Origin of the sequence: Burkholderia sp. FERM BP-3421, from assembly GCF_028657905.1 — a bacterium.
In the GTDB taxonomy this organism is placed as follows: Bacteria; Pseudomonadota; Gammaproteobacteria; order Burkholderiales; family Burkholderiaceae; genus Burkholderia.
In genome coordinates this window covers 2,390,374-2,415,343 of sequence record NZ_CP117781.1, presented here as the reverse complement: position 1 = coordinate 2,415,343, position 24,970 = coordinate 2,390,374, and the positions used below count along the sequence as shown (strand labels likewise).

General features: G+C 67.7%; 19 protein-coding genes and 1 tRNA gene. 15 read left to right on the top strand and 5 right to left on the bottom strand.

Going from position 1 to position 24,970, the window contains the following annotated elements; genetic code table 11:
* Positions 1-456 precede the first annotated feature (456 nt).
* Together Bsp3421_RS13490 and Bsp3421_RS13485 are read right to left on the bottom strand one after the other, a co-directional pair.
* Positions 457-1,641, bottom strand: a complete 1,185-nt coding sequence (locus Bsp3421_RS13490) for a porin (RefSeq protein WP_273996445.1) — start codon at positions 1,639-1,641, stop codon at positions 457-459.
* A 368-nt stretch (positions 1,642-2,009) separates the two neighbouring features.
* Positions 2,010-2,900, bottom strand: coding sequence for a YihY/virulence factor BrkB family protein (locus tag Bsp3421_RS13485; RefSeq protein ID WP_337995262.1), 891 nt, complete (start codon positions 2,898-2,900; stop codon positions 2,010-2,012).
* Positions 2,901-3,210: 310 nt separating this feature from the next.
* Between Bsp3421_RS13485 and Bsp3421_RS13480 the strand changes: the two genes are divergently transcribed.
* From Bsp3421_RS13480 to Bsp3421_RS13415, 14 genes are all read left to right on the top strand, one after another.
* The gene (locus tag Bsp3421_RS13480) at positions 3,211-4,236 is read left to right on the top strand and encodes a succinylglutamate desuccinylase/aspartoacylase family protein (protein WP_273996444.1); all 1,026 of its coding nucleotides are present in this window, start codon (positions 3,211-3,213) and stop codon (positions 4,234-4,236) included.
* A gap of 254 nt (positions 4,237-4,490) precedes the next feature.
* On the top strand, positions 4,491-5,042 hold the full coding sequence (locus Bsp3421_RS13475; RefSeq protein WP_273996443.1) for a GNAT family N-acetyltransferase: 552 nt from the start codon (positions 4,491-4,493) through the stop codon (positions 5,040-5,042).
* Positions 5,043-5,107: 65 nt separating this feature from the next.
* Positions 5,108-6,049: an ABC transporter substrate-binding protein gene (locus Bsp3421_RS13470; protein ID WP_443111447.1), complete on the top strand. Its 942-nt coding sequence runs from the start codon at positions 5,108-5,110 to the stop codon at positions 6,047-6,049.
* A 27-nt stretch (positions 6,050-6,076) separates the two neighbouring features.
* Positions 6,077-7,078, top strand: a complete 1,002-nt coding sequence (locus Bsp3421_RS13465) for an LLM class flavin-dependent oxidoreductase (protein ID WP_273996442.1) — start codon at positions 6,077-6,079, stop codon at positions 7,076-7,078.
* 27 nt (positions 7,079-7,105) lie between these two features.
* Positions 7,106-8,428: an LLM class flavin-dependent oxidoreductase gene (locus tag Bsp3421_RS13460; protein WP_273996441.1), complete on the top strand. Its 1,323-nt coding sequence runs from the start codon at positions 7,106-7,108 to the stop codon at positions 8,426-8,428.
* A gap of 25 nt (positions 8,429-8,453) precedes the next feature.
* Positions 8,454-10,232, top strand: coding sequence for an amino acid ABC transporter permease/ATP-binding protein (locus tag Bsp3421_RS13455; protein WP_273996440.1), 1,779 nt, complete (start codon positions 8,454-8,456; stop codon positions 10,230-10,232).
* Positions 10,232-11,200, top strand: coding sequence for an ABC transporter substrate-binding protein (locus tag Bsp3421_RS13450; RefSeq protein WP_273996439.1), 969 nt, complete (start codon positions 10,232-10,234; stop codon positions 11,198-11,200). The genes Bsp3421_RS13455 and Bsp3421_RS13450 overlap by 1 nt, the downstream gene beginning before the upstream one ends.
* 743 nt (positions 11,201-11,943) lie before the next feature.
* On the top strand, positions 11,944-15,015 hold the full coding sequence (gene fdnG / locus Bsp3421_RS13445; protein ID WP_273996438.1) for a formate dehydrogenase-N subunit alpha: 3,072 nt from the start codon (positions 11,944-11,946) through the stop codon (positions 15,013-15,015).
* A 10-nt stretch (positions 15,016-15,025) separates the two neighbouring features.
* On the top strand, positions 15,026-15,940 hold the full coding sequence (gene fdxH, locus Bsp3421_RS13440) for a formate dehydrogenase subunit beta (protein WP_273996437.1): 915 nt from the start codon (positions 15,026-15,028) through the stop codon (positions 15,938-15,940).
* Complete coding sequence (locus Bsp3421_RS13435; RefSeq protein ID WP_252987206.1) at positions 15,937-16,563, top strand: formate dehydrogenase subunit gamma; 627 nt, start codon at positions 15,937-15,939, stop codon at positions 16,561-16,563. Before fdxH ends, Bsp3421_RS13435 begins: the two co-directional genes overlap by 4 nt.
* Positions 16,564-16,709: 146 nt before the next feature.
* A complete protein-coding gene (gene fdhE, locus Bsp3421_RS13430) occupies positions 16,710-17,651 on the top strand; it encodes a formate dehydrogenase accessory protein FdhE (protein ID WP_273996436.1) in 942 nt (313 codons plus the stop codon).
* Positions 17,648-19,105, top strand: coding sequence for an L-seryl-tRNA(Sec) selenium transferase (selA, locus tag Bsp3421_RS13425; RefSeq protein WP_273998390.1), 1,458 nt, complete (start codon positions 17,648-17,650; stop codon positions 19,103-19,105). Before fdhE ends, selA begins: the two co-directional genes overlap by 4 nt.
* Positions 19,102-21,024, top strand: a complete 1,923-nt coding sequence (gene selB, locus Bsp3421_RS13420; protein WP_273996435.1) for a selenocysteine-specific translation elongation factor — start codon at positions 19,102-19,104, stop codon at positions 21,022-21,024. Before selA ends, selB begins: the two co-directional genes overlap by 4 nt.
* Positions 21,025-21,049: 25 nt before the next feature.
* A tRNA-Sec gene (locus Bsp3421_RS13415) sits at positions 21,050-21,145 on the top strand.
* A 247-nt stretch (positions 21,146-21,392) separates the two neighbouring features.
* Here Bsp3421_RS13415 and Bsp3421_RS13410 read toward each other — a convergent pair.
* From Bsp3421_RS13410 to Bsp3421_RS13400, 3 genes are all read right to left on the bottom strand, one after another.
* Positions 21,393-21,995, bottom strand: a complete 603-nt coding sequence (locus tag Bsp3421_RS13410) for a hypothetical protein (RefSeq protein WP_273996434.1) — start codon at positions 21,993-21,995, stop codon at positions 21,393-21,395.
* A gap of 71 nt (positions 21,996-22,066) precedes the next feature.
* Positions 22,067-22,753: a hypothetical protein gene (locus tag Bsp3421_RS13405; RefSeq protein WP_273996433.1), complete on the bottom strand. Its 687-nt coding sequence runs from the start codon at positions 22,751-22,753 to the stop codon at positions 22,067-22,069.
* Between the two features lie 296 nt (positions 22,754-23,049).
* Entirely contained in the window at positions 23,050-24,021 is a 972-nt protein-coding gene (locus tag Bsp3421_RS13400) for an AraC family transcriptional regulator (RefSeq protein ID WP_273998387.1), read from the bottom strand.
* 94 nt (positions 24,022-24,115) lie between these two features.
* On the opposite strand from Bsp3421_RS13400, the gene Bsp3421_RS13395 reads away from it, so the two are divergent.
* The gene (locus tag Bsp3421_RS13395; RefSeq protein ID WP_273996432.1) at positions 24,116-24,946 is read left to right on the top strand and encodes an oxidoreductase; all 831 of its coding nucleotides are present in this window, start codon (positions 24,116-24,118) and stop codon (positions 24,944-24,946) included.
* Positions 24,947-24,970: the final 24 nt, after the last annotated feature.

Here is a 24,970-nt window from a genome sequence, read left to right as displayed (position 1 = left end):
TGGGTGTTCCGAAGCGGGATTCCGGTGTCATGCCGGCGACATGATCGGGACGCGCCAGGAGGGGCCGGCCAGGCGTCGGGTGATGTGACTGGGGTCTTGGACACCGCTCGCCTCGCTCGCCAACCCGTTTTCCCGCCTGCTTGCTATTCCGTTCGCCAACGCGCTCGTCAGCCCGTTCACCAACCGAGCGCCACGAACGCCACGAGCGCCACGAACGGCAGAACGGCAGAACGGCAGAACGGCAGAACGGCAGAACGGCAGAACGGCAGAACGGCAGAACGGCAGAACGGCAGAACGGCAGAACGGCAGAACGGCAGAACGGCAGAACGGCAGAACGGCAGAACGGCAGAACGGCGTCGGTGCGCGCGCAAAAAAACAGCCAAGGGCGCATGCCCTTGGCTGTCTATACCGCGATACGGGGCGCCCGAAGCCGGCGCGCGCCCGTCGACGCGATGCTTAGAACTTGTGGCGGATACCCACGGCGACCATTTCCTGCGAGCTGGTGCCGGCGTAGCCGTACGAGCCGATCGACGCTTGCGCCGTCTGCGTGCTGACGACGCCGCTGCTGCTGACCGTCAGCTGCGTACCGCTCGCGTGCTGGTACGCGCCCACCAGGTACAGGTCGGTGCGCTTCGACAGCGAGTAGTCGCCGCCCAGCGACACCTGATGGTACTTCGCGTCCGTGTTGCCGTTCGCCTTCGTGTACGAGTAGCCGACGCCCAGCAGCAGTGCCGGAGTCGCCTGGAACGCAGCGAATGCGCGGCCCGTGTTGAACTTCTGCGTCGACGTGAACAGCGAATAACCGTCCGACTTGTACTGCGCGTTGCTGTAGCCGAGACCCAGGGTGACGGGGCCGATCACGTACTGGCCGCCGACCTGCGCGATGCCGATCGACTTCGCGCTCTGGTAGCCGCTATTGATCGGGCCGTCGAAGATCGGATCCGACGAACCGCCCCACGAATTGCTGCGCAGGGCTGCCGTCGCCGGCGACGGGTTCGACGCGCGGAAGTAGCCGGCGGCGAGGCCGATCGGGCCGTTGTTGTAGGCGACCGCGGCCGACCAGGTCTGGCCCGCGCCCGTTTGGCCCGCGATGCCGCCGAAGCCGTACAACGCTTCGAACTGGAGGCCCGAGAACACCGGCGACGCGTACTTGACGGTGTTGCTCACGCGCAGGCTGTTATCGTTGTTGTCGACGTCGCCCGGCGTGGCGAACACGCTGCCGAAGTAGTTGTCGGCCGTGACCGGCTGCACCAGGTCGACGAGCGGGTCGTATTGGCGACCCAGCGTGACCGTGCCGTACTGGTCGCTCTGCAGGCCGACGAACGCCTGGCGGCCGAAGATCCGCTGCGTGCTGCTGTTGCTCTGGCCGAGCGCGCCCGTACCCGAGTTGAAGCCGCCTTCGATCTGGAATATCGCCTTCAGGCCGCTACCCAGATCTTCCGTACCCTTCATGCCCCAACGGCTGCCGGACAGGTTGCCGCTGCCCATTTGCCAGGCGTTGTTGCCCTGGCCGTCGTTACCGTGAACATACGTGATCGACGTGTCGATCACGCCATACAACGTGACGCTGCTTTGCGCATGCGCGACGCCGGCCGCGCCCATGAGTGCCAACGAGAGGGTAGATAACGCGAGTTTCTTCATCGGTAGGTTTCTCCACGCGAGTGAGTCGTTATTTGTTGCGTTTTGGAGAATAGCGCACCGCACCAGACGCAAGAACCCGAAAAAAATAAAGTGTCTCCAAAAGGTGACAAGGACCGAAAGTCCTTATATATCAACGACATTACGTAATATTCCTGAAATCGGAATATTGACGGATTGATGCACTGCGATTGTTGCGTTAGCGGATGACGCCGAATGGTGTCGTTCCGCCGCGCACGGTTCCGTCACACGATTTCACGCGCGCGAACGTTTGCGTGTGCGGATCCCGGGGCACGCAAAATTAACGCTGCGTCGCGCGTCGCGTGCAGGATGGCTGGACACGCGCGGCAGCCTGTGCTGCTTTCCATGCGTCAGCGTGCGGGGGCGCCGTCTTGCGCGCGCGCCGCCGCGCCGCGCGCCGCCGCGAATTCCGCGCCGAGCAGCAGCACGGCCGCCGAGAAATACAGCCACATGAGCAGCACCGCGAACGAGCCGGCCGCGCCGAACGCGCTCGCGGTGCCCGCATGCGCGAGGTACAGCGCGAACAGCTTCTTGCCCGCCGAGAACAGCACGGCGGCGACGATGCCGCCCGTGAGCGCGTCGCGCAACGCGATGCGCGCGTCGGGCAGGAACTTCATGAGCGCGGTGAAGGCGCCCGCGAGCACCGCGATGCCGGCCGTGAACTGCAGCAGGTTGCCGATCACCACGTAGGGCGTGGCGCCCCACAGCCAGCGGCCGATGAACGTGATCGCGGTGTCGAGCACGAGCGACACGATCAGCAGGAAGGCCACGCCGAGCACGAGGCCGAACGAGATGAGCCGGACCCGCACGAGCCCGAGCACCGACGAGGCGCGCTTCTCGGTGGCGGGCCAGATGATGCTGAGCGCGGTGTTCAGCGACGAGAAGGTCGCGGAGGCGCCGATCGCGAGCATCGAGAACGAGATCAGCGCGGCGACGCCGCCGCGATTGCCGCTGCGATGCGCGTTCTCGACGATGGTTTGCACGCTGGCGGCGGCCTCGTTGCCGATCAGTTCGTGCACCTGGCTGAAGATCTGGCCGCGCGCGGCGTCGTCGCCGAAGAACCAGCCGGCGACCGCGATCACCATCACGAGCATCGGCGCGAGCGAGAACGCCGCGTAGAACGCGATGCTCGCCGCCATCGTCGTGCAGCGATCGGCGGCGAAGCGCTGGAAGGCGTTCATCGCCCAATTGACGTTGTGGCGGACGAGCTTCTGGGGTTGTTCGGGAATCAGTGACTTCATCGGCAAGGTCGGCTGCGCACGGCGGCGCGGAGAGGGACATGGTTTGTCGGACGCATCTTTCGCGGAAAAGTTTAGATCGGGATGCGGCCGGCCGGGCTCGGCGCGCATCGTCAAGCAGATCTCGTGCCCGCTGTGGACGGGTGCGCGCTGATATCGATGTGACGAGCGATTGTTGGCGGGCGGCGCGCCGGCCCGCTAGTATCGGACACGCCCGGGCGCGCGCAAACCAGCGCGCCGCCGCCCCGAACCGCGTCCCTGCGAACACGCGCCGTCCGGCCCTTCGCCAGGATGCCTCCACGCGATGCCGACCATGACCGAACCTGCCCGCTTGCGCAACCCGATCCACTGCGAAATCGATCTCGACACCGACGGCAAGCAGGTCGGCTATCTGCGGGTGCCGCATTCCGTGCACCGCTCCGCGTACGGCTGGATTCCGGTCCCGATCGTATCGATCCGGCGCGGCGACGGCCCGGTCGTGCTCGTGATGGCCGGCAATCACGGCGACGAATACGAAGGTCAGATCATCGTGTCGGAGCTGATCCGCGAGATCGAGCCGAGCATGCTGACGGGCCAGCTGATCCTGCTGCCGATGGCGAATTTCCCCGCGGCGGACGCGGGCCTGCGCGTGTCGCCGCTCGACGGCGGCAACCTGAACCGGAGCTTCCCCGGCGATCCGGCGGGCGGCCCGACCGCATTGATCGCCGACTATCTCGAACGGGCGCTGCTGCCGCGCGCGCAATACCTGGTCGACCTGCATTCGGGCGGCAGTTCGCTGCGCTATCACGGCGGCAACCTGCTCGCGCTGCTGCCGCGCGATGAAGCGGAAACGGCGCGGGTGCGCGCGCTGCTGTCGGCGTTCGGCTTGCCGAACGCCTTCCTGCATGCGCCGAATCCGGTTCATGCATCGGCGGCGGCGCGTCGCCAGGGCGCGCTGTCGATCCTGACGGAGCTGGGCGGCGGCGCGACGGCGGATCCGGCGCTGCTGCGCCAGGGCCGCCACGGGCTGCTGCATTTCCTGGGCTTCGTCGGCGCGCTGAGCGGGCCGCTCGTGCCCGCCGCGCCGCCCGTCGTCACGCGCTTCATGCGCATCGACGGCGCGCGCCATCATGTCTACGCCTACGACAAGGGGCTCTACGAGCCGCTCGTCGCGCTGGGCGATCAGGTGCGCGAGGGGCAGCCCGCCGCGCGCCTGCACTTTCCCGACACGCCCCTGCGCGAGCCCGTCGTCTACCGGTTCGCCGGCAGCGGCGAGGTGGTATGCCAGCGGCATCCCGCCCAGGCGCAGCGCGGCGACTGCCTGTTCCAGCTCGCCGAGCCGCTCGACGCCGGCCGCTGAACGCCGCGCCTCGGCGCGCGCGGCCCGATGAAGGCGCGCGGCATGTCTTGTGCAGCGTCGCCTCGATATTCTTATCGAAATTGCTTGGTTAGCCGTTACGCGCGCGGCCGGTAAGGTGCTGATCAGGGCCGCGCGGCGACGCGTCGTTGTCGCGGGCGGCCGGTTGATTGGTGAAAAAGAACGATGGCGTCGCGACGCCGGGCGGAGCGGTTCCGCTCCCGTCTCCCCACGACGCCCGAACCGAGCTTGCGATCATGGCTGACAGCATCATCGATGTCTCATCGGAGGACCCGCGTGCCCGCCCGCTGGTCGACGCGTTGACCGATGAATACGCGACCCGCTACCACGACTATCGAGACAACAGTCGTGCCCGGGCCGAGCAGGAGCTGGCGCGCTATCCCGCCGCGCTGTTCGCGCCGCCCGACGGCGCGTTCATCCTGCTGATCCGCGACGGCGAGACCATCGGCGGCGGCGCGTTCAAGCGCTACGACGCGCGGACCGCCGAGCTGAAGCGGATCTGGACGCGCGAAGACCTGCGTCGCCAGGGGCTCGCGAAGCGCATCGTGGCGGCGCTGGAACAGCGCGCCGCGCGACTGGGCTACGACCGCCTCTATCTGACCACCGGGTTCCGGCAGCCCGAGGCCTGGGCGCTGTATCTCGACTCGGGCTACGCCGCGCTGTACGACCCGGACACCGCGCCCGAGATCCACGAGCACCTGCCGTTCGGCAAGGATCTCGCGCAGCCGGGGCGCACCAGCACGCTGGCCGACCTATGGGCGCCCGAGCCGGCCGCCGCGCCGCGCTGAGCGCCGCCGAGCGCGTGCAGCGCGCGCCTTCCGATCATTCCAATCCGCGCAGACAGGGGAGTCCGATGAACGTCACCCATATCCTGAGACGACGCATGCGCGTCGCGCTCGCCGCCGTGCTGGTCGGCGCGAGCGCGGCCGCGTGGGCGGTCAGTTTCGATTTGAGCCCGGAGCAACCGGGGCGGCCGCGCGTCGCCGCCGATCCGGCCGCGATCCGCACGGTGCCCGCATCCTTCAAGTTCGTCGAGGCGGGCACGCTGACCGTCGGCATTTCGCCCAGCGATCCGCCGCTCGGCACGTACGCGACGGATGCGCGCACCGTCGTCGGTTTCGACGCGGATCTCGCGCAGCTGATCGCCGACAGTCTCGGCAAAAAGCTGCGGCTCGTGCCGCTCGCGTGGCCGGATTGGCCGCTCGCGCTCGACTCGGGCCGGGTCGACGTGGTGCTCTCGAACGTGACGGTCACCGAGGAGCGCAAGGAGAAATTCGATTTCTCGAGCTATCGGCAGGACCTGGTCGGCTTCTACGTGAAGTCGGACAGCCGGATCGCCGCGATCCGCGAGCCGAAGGACGTGGCCGGGCTGCGCGTGATCACGGATTCGGGCACGAACCAGGAGAAGATCCTGCTCGAATGGAGCCGTGAGAATGTCGCGAAGGGCCTGAAGCCGGTCGCGGTCCAGTATTACGACGACCGCGCGACGGCGGGCGTCGCGCTGCAGTCGGGCCGCGCGGACGCGATCTTCAGCGTCAACTCGATCTATGCGTACCAGGCGGCGGTGCAGCACGGCCGGATCCGGCTCGTGGGCACGCTGAGCGGCGGCTGGCCGCGCACCGCGGACATCGCCGCGACGACGCGCAAGGGCAGCGGTTTCGCCGCGCCGCTCACGCAGGTGGTGAACGACCTGATCCAGGGCGGCACGTACCGCAAGGTGCTGGACCGCTGGAGCCTGGGCTCGGAAGCGATCGATCGCGCCCGGACCAATCCGCCCGGCTTGCCGAAGCGCTGACCCGCCGCGACCTTCTCCCCGACGCCCATGACCTACGCCCTCTCATTGCTGGACAAGAGCCCGCTCGCCGACGGGGCGAGCGCCGCCGATGCCTTGCGTTTCACGGTGGCGCTCGCGCGGCGCGCCGAGCAGCTCGGCTATCGCCGCTTCTGGGTGGCCGAGCACCACGGCGCGGCCGGCCTCGCCAGTTCCGCGCCGGAGATCGTCGTCGCGCATCTGCTCGCGCATACCTCGCGGATCCGGATCGGCTCGGGCGGCGTGATGCTGCAGCACTACAGTCCGTTCAAGGTGGCCGAGACCTTCAAGCTGCTCGCCGCGCTCGCGCCGGGCCGCGTCGATCTCGGCGTCGGCAAGGCGCCGGGCGGGCTGCCGCTCACCACGCGCGCGCTGCAGTCGCGCCACGACAAGGCCAGGAAAGCCGATTTCGACGCGCAGCTCGCCGAGCTGAACGCGTTCCTCGACTGGGGCGTCGACGAGAACCATCCGCTCGCCGGCGCGCTCGCGATGCCGACGCCGCCCGAGCCGCCCGAACGGATCCTGCTCGGCGGCTCGCCGGACAGCGCGGCGCTGGCGGCGCGGCTCGGCTGGCAGTTCTGCTACGCGGGCCACTTCAACGGCGACGAGGACACCATCGCGCGCGCGCTCGACACCTACCGGCAGGCGAGCGGCCGCTCGCCGCTGCTCGCGCTGTTCGCGGTGGTCGCGCCGACCGAGGCGCGCGCGGCGCAGCTGATCGGCGCGCTGCGCATCTACAAGCTGAAGCTCGCGGGCGGGCAGAGCTTCAATCTCGGCAGCGCGCAGGCCGCCGCCGAATTCGCGCGGCAAAGCGGCGCGGCCGACTATCGGATCGACGAGCTGCGGCCGCACATCGTCGCCGGCACGCCCGACCACGTGCATCGCGAGCTGGCGGCGCTGAGCGCGCGGCTCGGGGTCGACGAATTCGTCGTCGACTCGCCGGTGACCGACTATGCGGCGCGTCTCGAATCGGTCGAACTGCTGGCGCATGCGCGGCAGTCGGCGCGCGCCTGACCCTCTTCTTGGCAAGCGGACCTCATCATGACCCAGCAATCCATCCCGTTCGGCATCATGCTGCAGGGCGGGGGCAGTCACATGAACGCGTGGAAGCACCCGAGCAACCCGCCCGACGCGAGCATCAATTTCGCGTTCATCGCGGACATCGCGCGCAAGGCGGAGGCGCTCGGCTTTGCGTTCGCGTTCGTCGCCGACGGCCTGTACATCAACGAGAAATCGATCCCGCACTTCCTGAACCGCTTCGAGCCGATCTCGATCCTGTCCGCGCTGGCCGCGCTGACCTCGAAGATCGGGCTGGCCGGCACGGTGTCGACGTCGTACAGCCAGCCGTTCACGGTCGCGCGGCAGTTCGCGTCGCTCGACGTGATCAGCGGGGGGCGGGCCGGCTGGAACGTCGTGACGACGCCGCTCGAAGGCACCGCGAAGAACTACGGCGCGACCCATCCTGAGCACGCGCTGCGCTACGAGATCGCCGACGAATACCTGAGCGTCGCGCAGGGGCTGTGGGACAGCTGGGACGACGACGCGTTCGTGCGCGATCGCGCGGGCGGCCGTTTCTTCGACCGCGACAAGCTGCATACGCTCGATCACGCGGGCCGCTTCTTCCAGGTCGCGGGGCCGCTCAACATCCAGCGCTCGCCGCAGGGGCAGCCGGTGATCTTCCAGGCCGGCTCGTCCGACGACGGCATCGCGCTCGCGGGCAAGTATGCCGACGCGGTGTTCACGCATTCGCCGTCGCTCGACGAGACCCACGCGTTCACGCAGCGCGTGCGGCAAAGCGCGCGCGATCATGGCCGGCGGGGCGAGGAGGTGAAGATCTTTCCGGGGATCGGGCCGGTGGTCGGGCGCACGGCCGCCGAAGCCGAGGACAAGTACCGCGCGATCCGCGACCTGCTGACGATCGACGAGGCGCTGGCCTACCTCGGCCGCTTCTTCGATCACCACGATTTCACGCAGTACCCGCTCGACGCGCCGTTTCCCGAACTGGGCGAGCTGGGCCGCAACAGCTTCCGCTCGACCACCGACCGGATCAAGGCCGACGCGCGCGCGAAGGGGCTCACGCTGCGCGAGATCGCGCTGGCCGTCGCGACGCCGCGCCCGGATTTCATCGGCACCGGCGAACAGGTCGCGGACGAGATCATCCGCTGGGTCGACGCGGGCGCGGCCGACGGCTTCATCCTCGGGTTTCCGGTGCAGGCGCAGGGCGTCGACGATTTCGCCGAGCTGGTGATCCCGGCGCTCGAGGCGCGCGGCCGCTACCAGCGCACGCTGCCCGGCCGCACGCTGCGCGACCACCTCGGGCTCGCGCGCAAGACGAGCCGCCACGCGGACTACGAACCGGCCTGAGCCGGTCGACAGGAGGGAATGGACGATGAGCGACACCACCCGGATCGTCGGCGGCGCGCTGCCCGCCCTGGGCGCGACCGCATCCGCCGACGCCGCGCGCTACCGGATCGTGCCGGCCCGCCATCGCGCGCGCACCGCCGGCACCGTGTTCGGCGTCGTGCTGATCGCGCTGGTGCTGCATTCGCTGTTCGGCAACCCGAACTGGGGCTGGCCGGTGTTCGCCGAATGGTTCCTGTCGGAGCCGGTGCTGTCCGGCCTCGCGCGCACGCTGTGGCTGACGCTGCTCGGCGCGCTGTTCGGCGTCACGCTCGGCGTGCCGCTCGCGCTCGCGCGCGCGTCGCGTTCGCGGGTGCTGGCGGCGAGCGCGTGGATCTTCATCTGGCTGTTCCGCTCGATCCCGTTGATCGTGCTGCTGCTGGTGCTGAACAATCTCGGCTACCTGTACGAGCATATCCGGCTCGGGGTGCCGTTTACCGACCTCACGTTCGTGGATATTTCCACCACCGAACTGGTGGGCCCGTTCCTGGCCGCGGTGCTGGGCCTCACGCTCAATCACGCGGCGTTTTCCGCCGAGGTGATCCGCGGCGGGATCCTGTCGGTCGACCAGGGGCAGCTGGAGGCCGCCGCCGCGCTCGGCCTGCCGCGCGCGCGCCAGGTTTGGCGGATCGTGTTGCCGCAGGCGATGCGCGCGATCCTGCCGACCGCGTTCAACGACCTGATCACGCTCGCGAAAGGGACGTCGATGGTGTACGTGCTGGCGATGCCGGAGCTGTTCTACACGGTGCAGGTCATCTATCGCCGCAATCTCGAAGTGATTCCGCTGCTGATGGTGGCGACCGTCTGGTATCTGATCATCCTGACCGTGCTGTCGGTGATCCAGGCGCAGGTCGAGCGCCACTTCGCGCGCGGCGCGCTGCGCAATCCGCCGCCGTCGCTGCTCGACGCGTGGCGCGCGCGCCGCGCTGCGGCGCGGCGGCCGGCCGCCTTGGCGCCGGCCCCGACACCCGCGCGCGGGTCGGGCTGGCAGTCCGGCGCGCGGCGGCCGGGCGGACAGGTCGCGATCCATCGCGTCTCGAAGAGCTTCGGTTCGCACAAGGTGCTCGACAACCTCTCGTTCGTCGCGGCGCCGGGCAGCGTGACGGTGATCCTCGGGCAGTCCGGGTCCGGCAAGTCGACGCTGCTGCGCACGATCAATCACCTGGAGCGCGTGGACGACGGCTTCATCGACATCGACGGCGAACTGGTCGGCTACCGGCGCGAAGGCGACACGCTCTACGAACTGAGCGAGCGCGAGGTGCTGCGGCGGCGCATCGACGTCGGGATGGTGTTTCAGAGCTTCAACCTGTTTCCGCACCTGAGCGTGCTCGGCAATCTGATCGAGGCGCCCGTCGCGCTGGGTCTCGCGACGCGTGACGACGCCGAGCGCGACGCGCGCGAGCTGCTGGCGCGGGTGGGGCTGGCGGCGAAGGCCGACGCGTATCCGCGCCAGCTGTCGGGCGGCCAGCAGCAGCGGGTCGCGATTGCGCGCGCGCTCGCGCTGCGGCCGAAGGTGCTGCTGTTCGACGAACCGACGTCGGCGCTCGATCCGGAGCTGGTCAATGAAGTGCTGGACGTGATCAAGGAACTGGCGCGCTCCGGCACGACGCTCGTGATCGTCACGCATGAAATCGGCTTCGCGCGCGAGGTGGCCGATACCGTGCTGTTCATGGAGCAGGGGCGCATCGTCGAATCCGGCACGCCGGCGCAGGTGCTGGGCGCGCCCGCGCATCCGCGCACCCGCGCGTTCCTGTCGAAGGTGCTGTGATGCGGCGCGCGACCGGGGCCGCCGAGCCTGCGCAGCCGCGCCGGCGCGCGTGGCTGGCGGCGCTGCTCGCCACGGGCGTCGCGCCGGCGTCGGCGTGGGCGGCGGCGACGGGCGCGCGTGCGGTGGACCTCGATCCGCGCCAGGCGGGCCGGGTGCGCGCCGAACCAGATCCGCGTGCGATCGACGCGGCGCGCGGCTATCGCTGGGCGGCGGCGGGCGCGTTCACGGTCGCGATCGCGCCGCATGCGCCGCCCGTGGCGACCTACGCGACGGACGCGCGGACGGTGGTCGGCGCGGACGCCGACTACGCGCAACTGATCGCCGACGCGCTCGGCCGGACGCTGCGGCTGCTGCCGATCGCGTGGGCGGACTGGCCGCTCGGCCTCAGTTCCGGGAAGTACGACGCGGTGATTTCCAATGTCGGCGTGACGGAGCAGCGCAAGGAGAAGTTCGATTTCACGACCTACCGGCTCGGCTTGCATGGCTTCTACGTGCGCGATGCGAGCCCGGTCAGGCGGATCGCCGGGCCGGCGGACGTGGCGGGCCTGCGCATCATCACCGGAGCGGGGACGAGCCAGGAGCGGATCCTGCTCGAGTGGAACCGGCGCAACGCCGCGCAGGGGCTGCGGCCGGCCGTGCTGCAGTACTACGACGACGATGCGGTCGCGCGGGTCGCGCTGCTGACGGGGCGCGCGGACGCCGAGCTGAATCCGGATGCGTCGCTCGCGTACGCGGCGGCGCAGGGCGCGGGCATCCGGCGCGTGGGCGGCGTGAACGCGGGCTGGCCGGCGAACGCGGATGTCGCGATCGCGACGCGCAAGGGCAGCGGTCTGGCCGACGCGCTGACGATCGCGACCAACGACCTGATCCGCGACGGCCGGTATGGGCGCGCGCTCGCGCGATGGGGCTTGCAGGACGAGGCGGTGGCGAAGTCGGAGACGAATCCGCCGGGCTTGCCGAGGTTTTGAGGGGAGGGGCGAGCGAGCCGCTTATCGGCACTCGGATTCGACGTCCGGGTTCGAAGCGGTGCGGAGGGCGCCTGGCGTTTGCAATGTTGTGTTTTGGGGTTGAGGCGATTATCCATATCCGCAGAAGCCCAGGTCGGCGATGGCGAGGGAATTCCGGGACGGACGGGGTGATTGGCCGAGATTGAGGTTGAATGGGGCTTCGCCTATATGGCGGTCCCGTCGCCATGAGCATCACGTCTCACTCGTGCGCGCCGTACGCCATGCCTTCCAGCCGCACCGACACCTTCAATTGCAGATCGCCGATCGACTGCTTCGACACCTCGGTCTCACCGCTGCCGGCATCGAGCGCCGTTTTCATCTTTTCCACGTCGGCGGGTGTGTAGCCGGCGTCTACCGACGCGAAGCAGAAATGAGGCGTCGGTCACGCATCAATTCCTGCCTGCGCCGACACCGCGATTTCGCCCCGCCGAATGCTCCGGATTCGTCCGATTCAGCGTGCCCAGGCGAAATTTCGCACCCGCATCTGATAAGCTTACGGCCCTGTAAGGCCGCCGTTCCTAGCCATCGTGCCCCTGTTGTCATATAACAGAAGGGCGTGCAGGCGAAAGTGCCGGCGGCCCGCCGCAGCCCAGGCTGCACGGCCTGGAACTTCGTCGAAGCGCAGCAGCAAGCGCGCAGCCGTCGTAGAATCCGGCCGGCACCGTAGTTTTAAGTGTCCCCCTAATACACCAGCCGAGACCACCATGCTACACATGTCCCGGCGCCAGTTCATGAAGGTGACCGCCACGACGCTCGCCGGCTCGAGTCTTGCCCTGATGGGCTTCTCGCCAGCCGAAGCGCTCGCCGAGGTGCGTCAATACAAGCTGGCGCGTACAGTTGAAACCCGCAACACCTGTCCGTACTGCTCGGTCGGCTGCGGCATCCTGATGTACAGCCTCGGCGACGGCGCGAAGAATGCGCAGCCGAGCATCATCCACATCGAAGGCGATCCCGATCACCCGGTCAATCGCGGCACGCTGTGCCCGAAGGGCGCGAGCCTGATCGACTTCATCCACAGCCCGAGCCGCCTGACGCAGCCGGAATACCGCGCGGCCGGCTCGGACAAGTGGGAGCCGATCTCGTGGACCGATGCGCTCGACCGCATCGCGAAGCTGATGAAGGAAGACCGCGACGCGAACTTCGTCGAGACGACGGAAGACGGCGCGAAGGTCAACCGCTGGCTGACCACGGGCATGCTCGCCGCGTCGGCGGGCAGCAACGAGGTGGGCTATCTGACGCACAAGACCGTGCGCAGCATGGGGATGCTTGCATTCGACAACCAGGCGCGTGTCTGACACGGCCCGACGGTGGCAGGTCTTGCCCCGACGTTTGGCCGCGGCGCGATGACGAACCATTGGGTCGACATCAAGAACGCTGACGTGATCCTGGTAATGGGCGGCAATGCCGCCGAAGCGCACCCGTGCGGTTTCAAGTGGGTGACCGAAGCGAAGGCGCACCGCAAGGCGCGGCTGATCGTGGTCGACCCGCGTTTCACGCGCACCGCCTCCGTGGCGGACTACTACGCGCCGATTCGCACCGGCTCGGATATCGCATTCCTCGGCGGGATCATCAATTACCTGCTGACGAACGACAAGATCCAGCACGAGTACGTGAAGAACTACACGGACTTCTCGTTCATCGTGCGCGAGGATTTCACCTTCAACGACGGCATCTATTCCGGCTACAACGCGGAGAAGCACGCGTATCCGGACAAGTCGAGCTGGGACTACGAGCGCGGCGAGGACGGCTTCGTGAAGGTCGACCCGACGCTCGCGCATCCGCGTTGCGTCTACAACCTGCTCAAGCAGCATTACTCGCGCTATACGCCCGAGATGGTCGAGAAGGTTTGCGGCACGCCGAAGGACAAGTTCCTCAAGGTGTGCGAGATGCTCGCGACCACCGCCGTTCCCGGCCGCGCCGGCACGGTGCTGTATGCGCTCGGCTGGACCCACCACTCGATCGGCGCGCAGATCATCCGCACGGGCGCGATGGTGCAGCTGCTGCTCGGCAACATCGGCATCGCGGGCGGCGGCATGAACGCGCTGCGCGGCCACTCGAACATCCAGGGCCTGACGGACCTCGGCCTGATGTCGAACCTGCTGCCGGGCTACATGACGCTGCCGTCGCAGGGCGAGCAGGATTTCGAAGGCTATATCCAGAAGCGCGTGCAGCAGCCGATGCGGCCGAACCAGCTCAGCTACTGGAAGAACTACCGCGCGTTCCACGTGAGCTTCATGAAGTCGTGGTGGGGCGACGCGGCCACGGTCGACAACAACTGGGGCTACGACTACCTGCCGAAGCTCGACAAGCCGTACGACCTGTTGCAGACCATCGAGCTGATGGCGGCCGGCAAGATGAACGGCTACATCTGCCAGGGCTTCAACCCGCTCGCGGCGGCCCCGTCGAAGGTCAAGACGGCGGCTGCGCTCGCCAGGCTGAAGTGGCTCGTGATCATGGATCCGCTCGCGACCGAGACGTCCGAGTTCTGGAAGAACCACGGCGACTACAACGACGTCGACGCGTCGCAGATCCAGACCGAGGTGTTCCGCCTGCCGACCACCTGCTTCGCGGAAGAGCGCGGCTCGCTGGTGAGCTCGTCGCGCGTGCTGCAATGGCACTGGAAGGGCGCGGAGCCGCCGGGCCAGGCGCGCAGCGATCTCGAGATCATGTCGGGGATCTTCCTGCGGATGCGCGAGGCCTACAAGAAGGACGGCGGCAAGTTCCCCGATCCGATCGTCAACCTGACCTGGCCGTACGCGGACCCGGAAAGCCCGACGCCCGAGGAACTCGCGATGGAGTTCAACGGCCGCGCGCTCGCGGACCTGCCCGACCCGAAGGATGCGACCAAGACGCTCGTGAAGAAGGGCGAGCAGCTGGCCGCCTTCGCGCAGCTCAAGGACGACGGCAGCACCGCGAGCGGCTGCTGGATCTTCTGCGGCGCGTGGACGCAGGCCGGCAACCAGATGGGGCGGCGCGACAATTCCGACCCGACCGGCATCGGCCAGACGCTCGGCTGGGCGTGGGCGTGGCCCGCGAACCGGCGGATCCTGTACAACCGCGCCTCGTGCGACGTGAGCGGCAAGCCGTTCGACCCGACCCGCAAGCTGATCGGCTGGAACGGCAAGACCTGGAGCGGCCCGGACGTCGCCGACTTCAAGGCGGACGAGCCGCCCGAGACCGGCATGGGCCCGTTCATCATGAATCCGGAAGGCGTCGCGCGCTTCTTCGCGCGCGCGGGGATGAACGAAGGTCCGTTCCCCGAGCACTACGAGCCGTTCGAGACGCCGCTCGCCGCGAACCCGTTCCATCCGAACAACCCGCAGGCGCTGAACAATCCGGCCGCCCGCGTGTTCCCGGACGATCGCAAGATGTTCGGCAAGTCGGACAAGTTCCCGTACGCGGCGACCACCTACCGGCTCACCGAGCACTTCCACTACTGGACGAAGCACGCGCGCCTGAACGCGATCGTGCAGCCCCAGCAGTTCGTCGAGATCGGCGAGGATCTCGCGAAGGACGTGGGCGTCGTGCACGGCGATCGCGTGAAGGTGTCGTCGATGCGCGGCTACATCATCGCGGTCGCGCTCGTCACGAAGCGGATCAAGCCGCTGATGGTCGACGGCAGGAAGGTACAGACGGTCGGCATTCCGTTGCACTGGGGCTTCAAGGGTCTGACGAAGCCCGGCTATCTCGCGAACACCCTGACTCCGTCCGTCGGCGACGGCAACTCGCAGACACCGGAATTCAAGTCGTTCCTGGTGAACGTGGAAAAGGCGTAAGGGGAACGAGATGGCATTGCAATCGCTTGATATCAAACGGGTCTCCGCCACCACCACCCCGCCGCCCACGGTGCGGGAGCCGGTGACGGGGAGCGTGGCGAAACTGATCGACGTGTCGAAGTGCATCGGCTGCAAGGCCTGCCAGACCGCGTGCATGGAGTGGAACGACCTGCGCGACGAGGTGGGCACGAACGTCGGCGTGTACGACAACCCGGCCGACCTGTCCGAGCATTCGTGGACCGTGATGCGGTTCTCCGAATACGAGAATCCGGACGGCAACCTCGAATGGCTGATCCGCAAGGACGGCTGCATGCACTGCGAGGATCCGGGCTGCCTGAAGGCCTGCCCGTCGCCGGGCGCGATCGTGCAGTACAACAACGGCATCGTCGATTTCCACGAGGAAAACTGCATCGGCTGCGGCTACTGCGTGACGGGCTGCCCGTTCAACGTGCCGCGCATCTCGAAGAAGGACCATCGCGCGTACAAGTGCACGCTCTGTTCCGACCGCGTCGCGGTCGGCCAGGAACCGGCCTGCGTGAAGACCTGCCCGACGGGCGCGATCGTGTTCGGCACCAAGGAGGACATGAAGCAGCACGCGGCCGAGCGGATCGAGGACCTGAAGGAGCGCGGCTTCGAGCACGCCGGGCTGTACGACCCGCAAGGCGTGGGCGGCACCCACGTGATGTACGTGCTGCATCACGCGGACAAGCCGTCGCTGTACCACGGGCTGCCCGACAACCCGTCGATCAGCCCGATGGTGAAGTTCTGGAAGGGCATCGCGAAGCCGCTGGCGGTCGCCGGCATCGCGCTGTCGGCGCTGGCGGGCTTCTTCCACTACACGCGCGTCGGGCCGAACGAGGTGACGGACGACGAGGAAGCCGCCGCCCGCGACGAGGCGCGCCGCATCAAGGAGGACGTGAAATGAGCCAGCGAGACCCGAACCTGATCGTGCGCTACACGCCGAACGAGCGCAGCAATCACTGGATCACGGCCATCACGTTCGTGCTGCTCGCGCTGTCCGGGCTCGCGCTGTTTCATCCGTCGATGTTCTGGATGACCGCGCTGTTCGGCGGCGGGCAGTGGACGCGGATCCTGCATCCGTTCGTCGGCGTCGTGATGTTCGTGTCGTTCGCGATCATGGTGGTGCGCTACTGGCACCACAACCTGCTCGACGCGGACGACCGCCAGTGGCTCAAGCAGATCGACGACGTGCTCACGAACCACGAGGAGAACCTGCCGCCCGTCGGCCGCTATAACGCCGGACAGAAGCTGCTATTCTTCACGCTGGTCGCCTGTCTGCTGCTGTTGCTGCTGTCGGGCATCGTGATCTGGCGGCGCTATTTTTCGTTCTACTTCCCGATCGGGGTGATACGCGCGGCGGCGGTCGTGCATGCGGCGGCGGCCTTCGTGCTGATCTCCAGCATCATCGTCCACATCTACGCGGCCCTGTGGGTGAAGGGCTCGATCGGCGCGATGGTGCGCGGCACGGTCACGCTCGGCTGGGCGCGCAAGCACCATCCGAAGTGGTTCCGCGAAAACGTGAAGTAAGCGCGCATTCCGCGTCCCGGCCGTTGCGCGCCGGGGCCGATGCGGCGGCCGGGCCGGCCGCGCCGGGCGCCTCGCGGCGCACCGCGCGGCCGGCCGCCGCGATCAGGGCGCCGATTGTTCGGCGCTTGTTTTTTTAGGGCACGCTCGTGACTAATGTGACACAGAAGATTCTCGATCCGAATGAAATCGCCACGCTCGATCATTCGGCCATTCCGCGCTTTCGCCTGCCGGAGCGCGGCACGGCATTCGCTGCGCGCGCGGCGCGCCTGCGCAAGCTCGCCGACCTGAACCCGATCAGCGGCTACCTGCGGCTGATGGCGACCGTCGTCGACGCGCAGCATGAAGCGCTGCAGACGCTCGACGGCCGGATGCCGTCGGAAGAATCGATCCGCCAGGCGCAGCAGCATTCGATGCCGCTCGCGCCCGCGCTGGCCGGCGAACGCGATCCGCAATGGCGCGAGGTGCTGCAGCGCGTGCTCGATCACGTCGAACGCGCGGGCCTCGTGAACCCGCCGCTCGCGAAGTTGATCGACGGGCTGCGGCTCAAGACGCCGGCCGAACTCGACGCGCAGGCCGACGCGATCGCCGCGCTGCGGCTCGCCGAGGTCGAGCCGGCGACGGCGCCGTTCATCATGGCGGCGCTGCAGGTCGTGTGGACCGACTACGCGACCCGCATCAAGCCCGCCGACGTGCCGTACCTCGACCAGCCGGGCCTGTGCCCGGTATGCGGTTCGCATCCGGTCGCGAGCGTCGTGCGCGTGGGCGGCCAGTATCAGGGCTACCGCTTCGTGCAATGCGGGCTGTGCACGACCGAATGGCACGTGGTGCGCGCCAAGTGCTCGCACTGCGATTCGACGAAGGGCATCGCCTATCACGGCATCGAGGGCGGCAGCGAGGCGGTGAAGGCCGAGTCGTGCGACGAGTGCCATACGTACCGGAAGATCGGCTACCAGGACAAGGATTACGAGTTCGAGCCGCTCGCCGACGATCTCGCGAGCCTCACGCTCGACCTGCTCATGAACGAGGCCGGTTACCAGCGCAGCACGCCGAACCCGCTGCTGTGGCCGGAACTGCCGGCCGACGCATGACGGGCGGGCCGGACGTGGGCGCAGCCGGGGCCGACGGGCGGCAGGCGCTGCTCGCGCGCGTGCCGTCGGTCGAGCGCGTGCTGTCGTCGGCGGCGTGCGTCGCGCTCGTCGCCGAGCATGGCCGCACGCGCGTGCTCGATGCCGTGCGCGCGTCGCTCGACGCGTGGCGCGACGCCGTGCGGCGCGATGCCGCGCATGCCGCACCGCTCGACGACGGCTCGATCGCCGCCGACGTGCGCGCGCGGCTCGCCGCGCAGGACGCGAGCCGGCTGCGCGCCGTGTTCAATCTGACGGGCACCGTGCTGCACACCAATCTCGGGCGGGCGCTGTTGCCCGACGACGCGGTGCGCGCGGTGATGCAGGCGCTCACGCAGCCGATGAATCTCGAGTTCGATCTGGCGACCGGGCGGCGCGGCGATCGCGACGACCTGATCGACGCGCTGATCTGCGAGCTGACCGGCGCGGAGGCGGCGACCGTCGTCAACAACAATGCGGCGGCCGTGCTGCTGAGCCTGTCCGCGCTGGCGGCGCGTCGCGAGGTCGTGGTGTCGCGCGGCGAACTGGTGGAGATCGGCGGCGCGTTCCGGATTCCGGACATCATGAGCCGCGCGGGCGCGAAGCTGCGCGAGGTCGGCACGACCAACCGCACCCATCTGCGCGACTACGCCGAGGCGATCGGGCCGCGCACCGCGATGCTGATGAAGGTGCATTGCAGCAATTACGCGATCAGCGGCTTCACGAAGGAAGTCACGCTGGACGAACTGGCGCCGCTCGCGCGCGAGCGCGGCCTGCCGGTCGCGGTCGACCTCGGCAGCGGCACGCTCGCGGATCTCACGCAGTGGGGCCTGCCGAAGGAGACCACGGTGCGCGAGACCGTCGAGGCGGGCGCCGACCTCGTGACGTTCAGCGGCGACAAGCTGCTGGGCGGCCCGCAGGCCGGGCTCATCGTCGGCCGCCGGGAGTTGATCGCGAAGATCAAGAAACATCCGCTCAAGCGCGCGCTGCGCGTCGGCAAGCTGACGCTCGCGGCGCTCGAACCGGTGCTGCGCCTGTATCGCGCGCCGGAGCTGCTGCGCGAGCGCCTGACCACGCTGCGCCTGCTCACGCGTGGGCAGGCGGAGATCGCGGCGACGGCGGAGCGGCTGCGGCCGGCGTTGCAGCAGGCGCTCGGCGCGGCCTATGCGGTCAGCGTCGAGCCGATGTTCAGCCAGATCGGCAGCGGGGCGCTGCCGGTCGACCAGCTGCCGAGCTGCGGGCTCGTCGTGCGCGCGGCCGACGGCAAGCGCAGCGGGCGCGCGTTGTTGCAGCTGGAGCGGCGCCTGCGCGCATGGCCGCGCGCGGTGATCGGGCGGATCGCGGACGACGCGCTGCGCCTCGATCTGCGCTGCCTGGAAGCGGCCGACGAGGCCGAGCTGATCGCGCAGTGCTTGCGCGAGGCGGGGTCGCACGCATGATCGTCGGTACGGCAGGACACATCGATCACGGCAAGACGACGCTGGTGCGCGCGCTCACGGGCGTCGACACCGATCGCCTGAAGGAAGAGAAGGCGCGCGGCATCTCGATCGAGCTGGGCTATGCGTATGCGCCGCTCGACAACGGCGAGGTGCTCGGGCTGATCGATGTGCCGGGCCACGAGAAGCTCGTGCATACGATGGCGGCCGGCGCGTGCGGGATCGACTTCGCGCTGCTCGTGATCGCGGCCGATGACGGCGTGATGCCGCAGACGCGCGAGCACCTGGCGATCCTGCAGCTGCTCGGCGTCGCGCATGGCGCGGTGGCGGTGACGAAGTGTGACCGGGTCGACGCGGCCCGGCTCGCGCAGGTGCGCGACGAGATTCGCGCCTGGCTCGCGCCGACGGCGCTCGCGCAGGCGGAACTGTTCGATACGCGCGCGACCGAACCCGACGATCCGGGCGTGGCCGTGCTCAACGCGCACCTGCGCGCCGCGGCGCGCGCGTGGCGTGCGCGCCGCGACGATGGGCTGTTCCGGCTCGCGGTCGATCGCGTGTTCACGCTGACGGGGCAGGGCACCGTCGTGACGGGCACGGCGTTCGCGGGACAGGTGCGCACCGGCGACACGTTGAGCGTGGTGCGCAGCGGCGAAGCGGTGCGCGTGCGCAGCATCCATGCGCAGAATCGCGCGACCGACGCGGGCCGCGCGGGCGAACGTTGCGCGCTCAACCTCGCGGGCATCGACAAGGCCGCGCTCGCGCGCGGCGACACGATCGCGGATGCGCGGCTCGGCGAGGCGTCGCCGCGTCTCGACGTCGAGCTGACGCTGCTGCCCGATGCGGCGCTCACGCTCACGCACTGGGCGCCGCTGCACGTGCATCTCGGCACGCTGCATCGGGTGGCGCATGTCGCGCTGCTGGACGGCGAGACGCTGGCGGCCGGACAGCGCGCGCGGGTGCAGCTGATTTTCGATGAACCGGTGTTCGCGGTGCCGGGCGACCGCTTCATCGTGCGCAATGCGCAGGCGACGCAGACGGTGGGCGGCGGGCGCGTGCTCGATCCGTTCGGTCCGGCGCGCAAGCGGCGCACGCCCGCGCGGCACGCGTGGCTCGATGCGCTCGCGGCCTGGCTCGATGAAGGCCGGCTCGACGCGCTGCTCGACGAGGCGCCGCTCGGGATCGGCACGGCGACGCTCGTGCATCTGACCGGGCTGCCGCACGAGGCGCTGGCCGTGCCCGCCGACGCGGTGCGCGTGGCCTTGCCGGGCAAGTCCGGCGATGCGGCGCTGCTGGTCGCGCGTCGCCACTGGGATGCGCTGCGCGCGAAGGTGCTGGCGACGCTGCAGGCGTTTCACGCGCGCTCGCCCGACGAGCAGGGGCCGGACGTCGCGCGCCTGCGGCGCATGGCCGCGCCGCTCGCCGACGATGCGCTGTGGCGCGCGCTGGTCGACGCGCTGGTCGCGGGCGGCGAGGTGGTGCGCAGCGGGCCGTGGCTGCACCTGCCGTCGCATGCGGTGAGCTTCGATGCGCGCGAGGAAGCGTTGGCGCGGCAATTGCTGCCGCTCGTGCAGGCGGGGCGCTACGATCCGCCGTGGGTGCGCGATCTCGGCTCGGCCACCGGCGCGGGCGAGGAGCCGGTGCGCGCGCTGCTGCGCAAGCTCGCGCGGCGCGGCGACGTGCATCAGGTCGTGCGCGACCTGTTCTATCACGGCGACGTGATCGCCGAGCTGGCGCGCGTGATCGCGACGCTGGCCGAGGCGCGCGGCGGCGCGGTCGACGCGGCGACGTTCCGCGATGCGACCGGGCTCGGACGCAAGCGGGCGATCCAGATCCTCGAATTCTTCGACCGGGTTGGGTATACTCGCTTCCATCGCGATTTACATCTGTTGCGCGCGGACAGCCGGCTGCTCGGTTCGTCGTAGTCGCGCGCATGTTTCACGTTCCCCGGGAAGGCATGCGTATCCGGTGGTGCGGCTGGGCTTCAAACCCAGTTGGGGGCGTCTACCGCTCCCAGGTCGGTTCGACTCCGGCTGCCTTCCGCCATGAGGCACGTAGATCGCCTCGGCAAACGCCCCGGGCAACGCGAACACTCGCGTAGCCCCGCGGCCTCTGCCGAGATCCCGGCGGCCCCGGCCCTGATGCAGCCGCATCGACTCATGTACCGGCATCGGCGACGCCTGCGCGATCGCCTTGAAGTGGGTGACCTTCTCCGCAATCGCGCGTCGGCGGTCGACCGACCTGACAACACCACCCGGCATGAGATCCGCGCGAAGCGGATCTCGGTGGCTGATTAGCTGCAGCTCTTCAGTGCGGCTCGTCTCACTGACGTCTCTACGCTGTGCGGGGTTGTGCCGGCCTCCATTGATTTCTTTGAGATCTTGGACGCTCGTACGAATATTGCAGCTGCGGCTGCATTGGCGTCGGCTGCGGCGCCTCCAGCGGCTGTTTTCCCTTTGCTGGCCGCGTTGGCCGCCTGAGCCACGATGCCACGCGTGGAGATGCTCGAATTCATGATTTGATTGATGGCACCAGGGACCTCCGCTATCCCCATCACGACTGAAAAGGCCTCTGTCACAACGTTAAAAATATCCATTACTTCGGCATCCGTATTGACGAACGGATCTCGATAGGCAGGGCTTGTCACCTGGTAACCCTTTGTCGGGCAGTCGTCGTATATTGCGGTGCCGGATCCATAATTCGCGGCCGTCATCGTGCACTGAGAGAGCGGCTTCCCGCCGACGATCCAGTCGCCGCTGCTGGATTTCTTGACTACCTTGTATGGGTCGCTTTGAGCAATCGAGGCATCGGATAATGAAAAAATGATGGCGATGCACGCCAGTGTTCTGATCTTGCTCGCCGAAATGGCTTGTTTGAAAATGGATGTGCTGTTCATCTTGTGCCTCACAGTGATATGGGATCTTTGGGTGGCGAAACTCAATCGACGTTTTGATTCGGCACGCATGCTCAGCATTTGTTTCCGAGACTTTGCACATATTTTTGAAGATCTCGCCCGCCGGTCATGTCATTGCCATCGAATCTCTTGATCACCGTCGGCCTGATTCCTTCGGCCGTGGACCACGGAACGGCAACTTCAAATCCACCATCGACTAATGGAACACGTAGAACCGCAGCATCTACTCCCCATTTTCTCAAGACATTTTTATCGCCGAGCTGATCCATAAGCGGCTTGTTGACGTCCAATCCCAGTGCCTTTTTTATATCGTTGGGATTTTTGGCATCCAGGTTAATGGTGATCTCCCTGACTTTGCCGGGAATCTTGGCTTGCGTGACTGCTCCGGCGACTTTGTCTGCTTTCCTGGGATCGCTCTCCCACATGGAGTCCGGCGCGCCAGCGTATGCCGCTGCGACATCTTGGCTCTCGCCCAAATACCAGGCCTTCCATTCCGGACTGTCGTTTCCGCCTGTTGGCGTCCGTTTTATTCCGTTCAACACTGAGTCGACATTCCCGTAGGTCACGCCGTGGTATCCACTGTATCCATCTTTCAAATCTCTCTGAGAGGTGATGACGTCATTGGGATTGGCTGAGGATGCGATGGGATAGGTCAGGGTGGTTGCCGTGATTGCGCCAGCTGCAATAAAGTAAAAATTCAACACCAGGCGAATGAGATTTGATTTAACTTTGCGATGCATGGCATGCTCCAGTTTAAATTAAATATCCCCGGTGCTTGGTAGCAAGAATCTTGATGGTATTGTCGTTTAATATGGGCATCAAAATTCGCGTTTAGTATGGCGGCGGCCAAACTCTATTTCGATGACGCGGAAATTAAAATTTTGTCGAACGCGCGTCATGGTCGACCCTCGTCGCGACGGAGATGGCGCGGGCGCCAAACATGCCCGCGTGGAGTCATCGATCGTGTCAAGCATCTCCAGGACGGTCGCCCACCCATTGATCGCGGACGAAGCTGTCGCTTCAGCTCATGCCCAATTCAATGCGACGACACATAGATCGCATCGGCAAGCGTCTCCGGCAACGCGAAACGCTCGCGCATCCGTCTCGTCTCCGCCGCCGGCGTCAACCCGAACAGGCGTTTGAATTCCCGGCTGAACTGGGACGCGCTCCCGTAGCCCACGGCGTGTCCCGCGGCCTCCGCCGTCAGATCCTGGCGGATCATCAGCAAGCGGGCCTGATGCAGCCGCGTCGACTTCACGTACTGCATCGGCGACACCCGCGTGATCGCCTTGAAGTGGCTATGGAAGCTCGGGATGCTCATGCCCGCTTCCTCGGCCAGTTGCGTGACGTCGAGGGGCTGCGCGTAGCCGGCATGAATCAGGCGCAGTGACCGGCCTATCCGGCCGAACTGGCCGCGCATCGCCAGCGCCTCGCGCATCGGCCCGCCCTGGGCGCCGGTGAGTACGCGAAAGTACAGCTCCCGCAGCAGGCCCGGGCCCAGCACGGCGGCTTCGAGCGGTCGATGCAGCGCCTCGAGCAAGCGCAATACCGAGGCTTGCATCGCATCGTCCATCGGCGTCGACATCATGCTCTGGGGGACGTGCACGGGCGCCATGCCGCCCGCGCGGTCGATCTGCGCCGCGAGTTCGGCGGCCAATGTGAAATCGAGGTGAAGATACAGCGCGAGCAGCGGATGCTCAGGCGTGGCGTCGGTTTCCATGTCGAACGGCACGGGCACGGAGACGGCCAGATAGTGACGCTCGTCGTACAGATAGAGCCGGTCGCCGAAGTAGCCCCGCTTGCGGCCCTGGCACACGATCACGATGCCGGGGTCGTACAGAACCGGCGTGCGCGAGAGCGCCCGGTCCGAGCGCAGGAGGCGCACGCTCGGGAGCGCCGTCAGGTTGTAGCCCTCGTCGGGCGCCAGCGCGCGCAGCAGGGCGACCATGCGCGCCCGGCTGCGACGGGGCAGATCCGGAGGCGGGTTCGAGATGCGCTTCAGGCTCATAGTTTTAGGCAAGATAATCAGCGGATCTTGGCTTATCCGATGCGGTTCGCCAGACTAACATGCATTCTCCAATCGACATTCGGGAGAAAGGCTCATGGCATCCGGCAAAATCCTGCTCATCACGGGCGTCAGCAGCGGCTTTGGCCGCGCGCTCGCGCACGAAGCGCTGGCGGTGGGGCACACGGTCGTCGGCACGGTGCGAAGCGCGCAGGCCAGGCGCGACTTCGAATCCCTGTCCGGGCAGGCCCGGGGGCGCGTGCTCGATGTGACCGATTTCGATGTGATCGACGGCGTCGTCGCGGACATCGAGGCCGATGTGGGCCCCATCGATGTTCTCGTCAACAACGCGGGCTACGGCCACGAGGGCATCATGGAGGAATCGGCGCTATCGGACATGCGCAAGCAGTTCGATGTGAACGTGTTCGGCGCGGTGGCGATGATGAAGGCCGTCCTGCCTCACATGCGCAAGCGCCGCCGCGGGCACATCCTGAACATCACGTCGATGGGCGGCTTCATCACCATGCCCGGGATTGCCTACTACTGCGGCAGCAAGTTCGCGCTGGAGGGGATTTCCGAAGCGCTGGGCAAGGAAGTCGAGCCGCTCGGCGTGGCCGTGACGGCCGTGGCGCCGGGTTCGTTCCGCACCGACTGGGCGGGCCGCTCGATGGCGCGCACGCCGCGCTCGATCGCGGACTACGACGCGCTCTTCGATCCGATCCGCAAGGCCCGCGAGGACAAGAGCGGCAAGCAACAGGGCGATCCCCGGAAAGCCGCGCGCGCGATGCTCGACGTCATCGCCGCGGAGCGCCCGCCCGCGCATCTGCTGCTCGGCAGCGATGCGCTCGGGCTCGTGCGGGACAAGCTGTCGGCATTGGCGCATGAAATCGGTGCATGGGAGGCCGTGACGGTCTCGACGGATGGTTGAGCGCGCAAGCAAGGGATGGCCCGG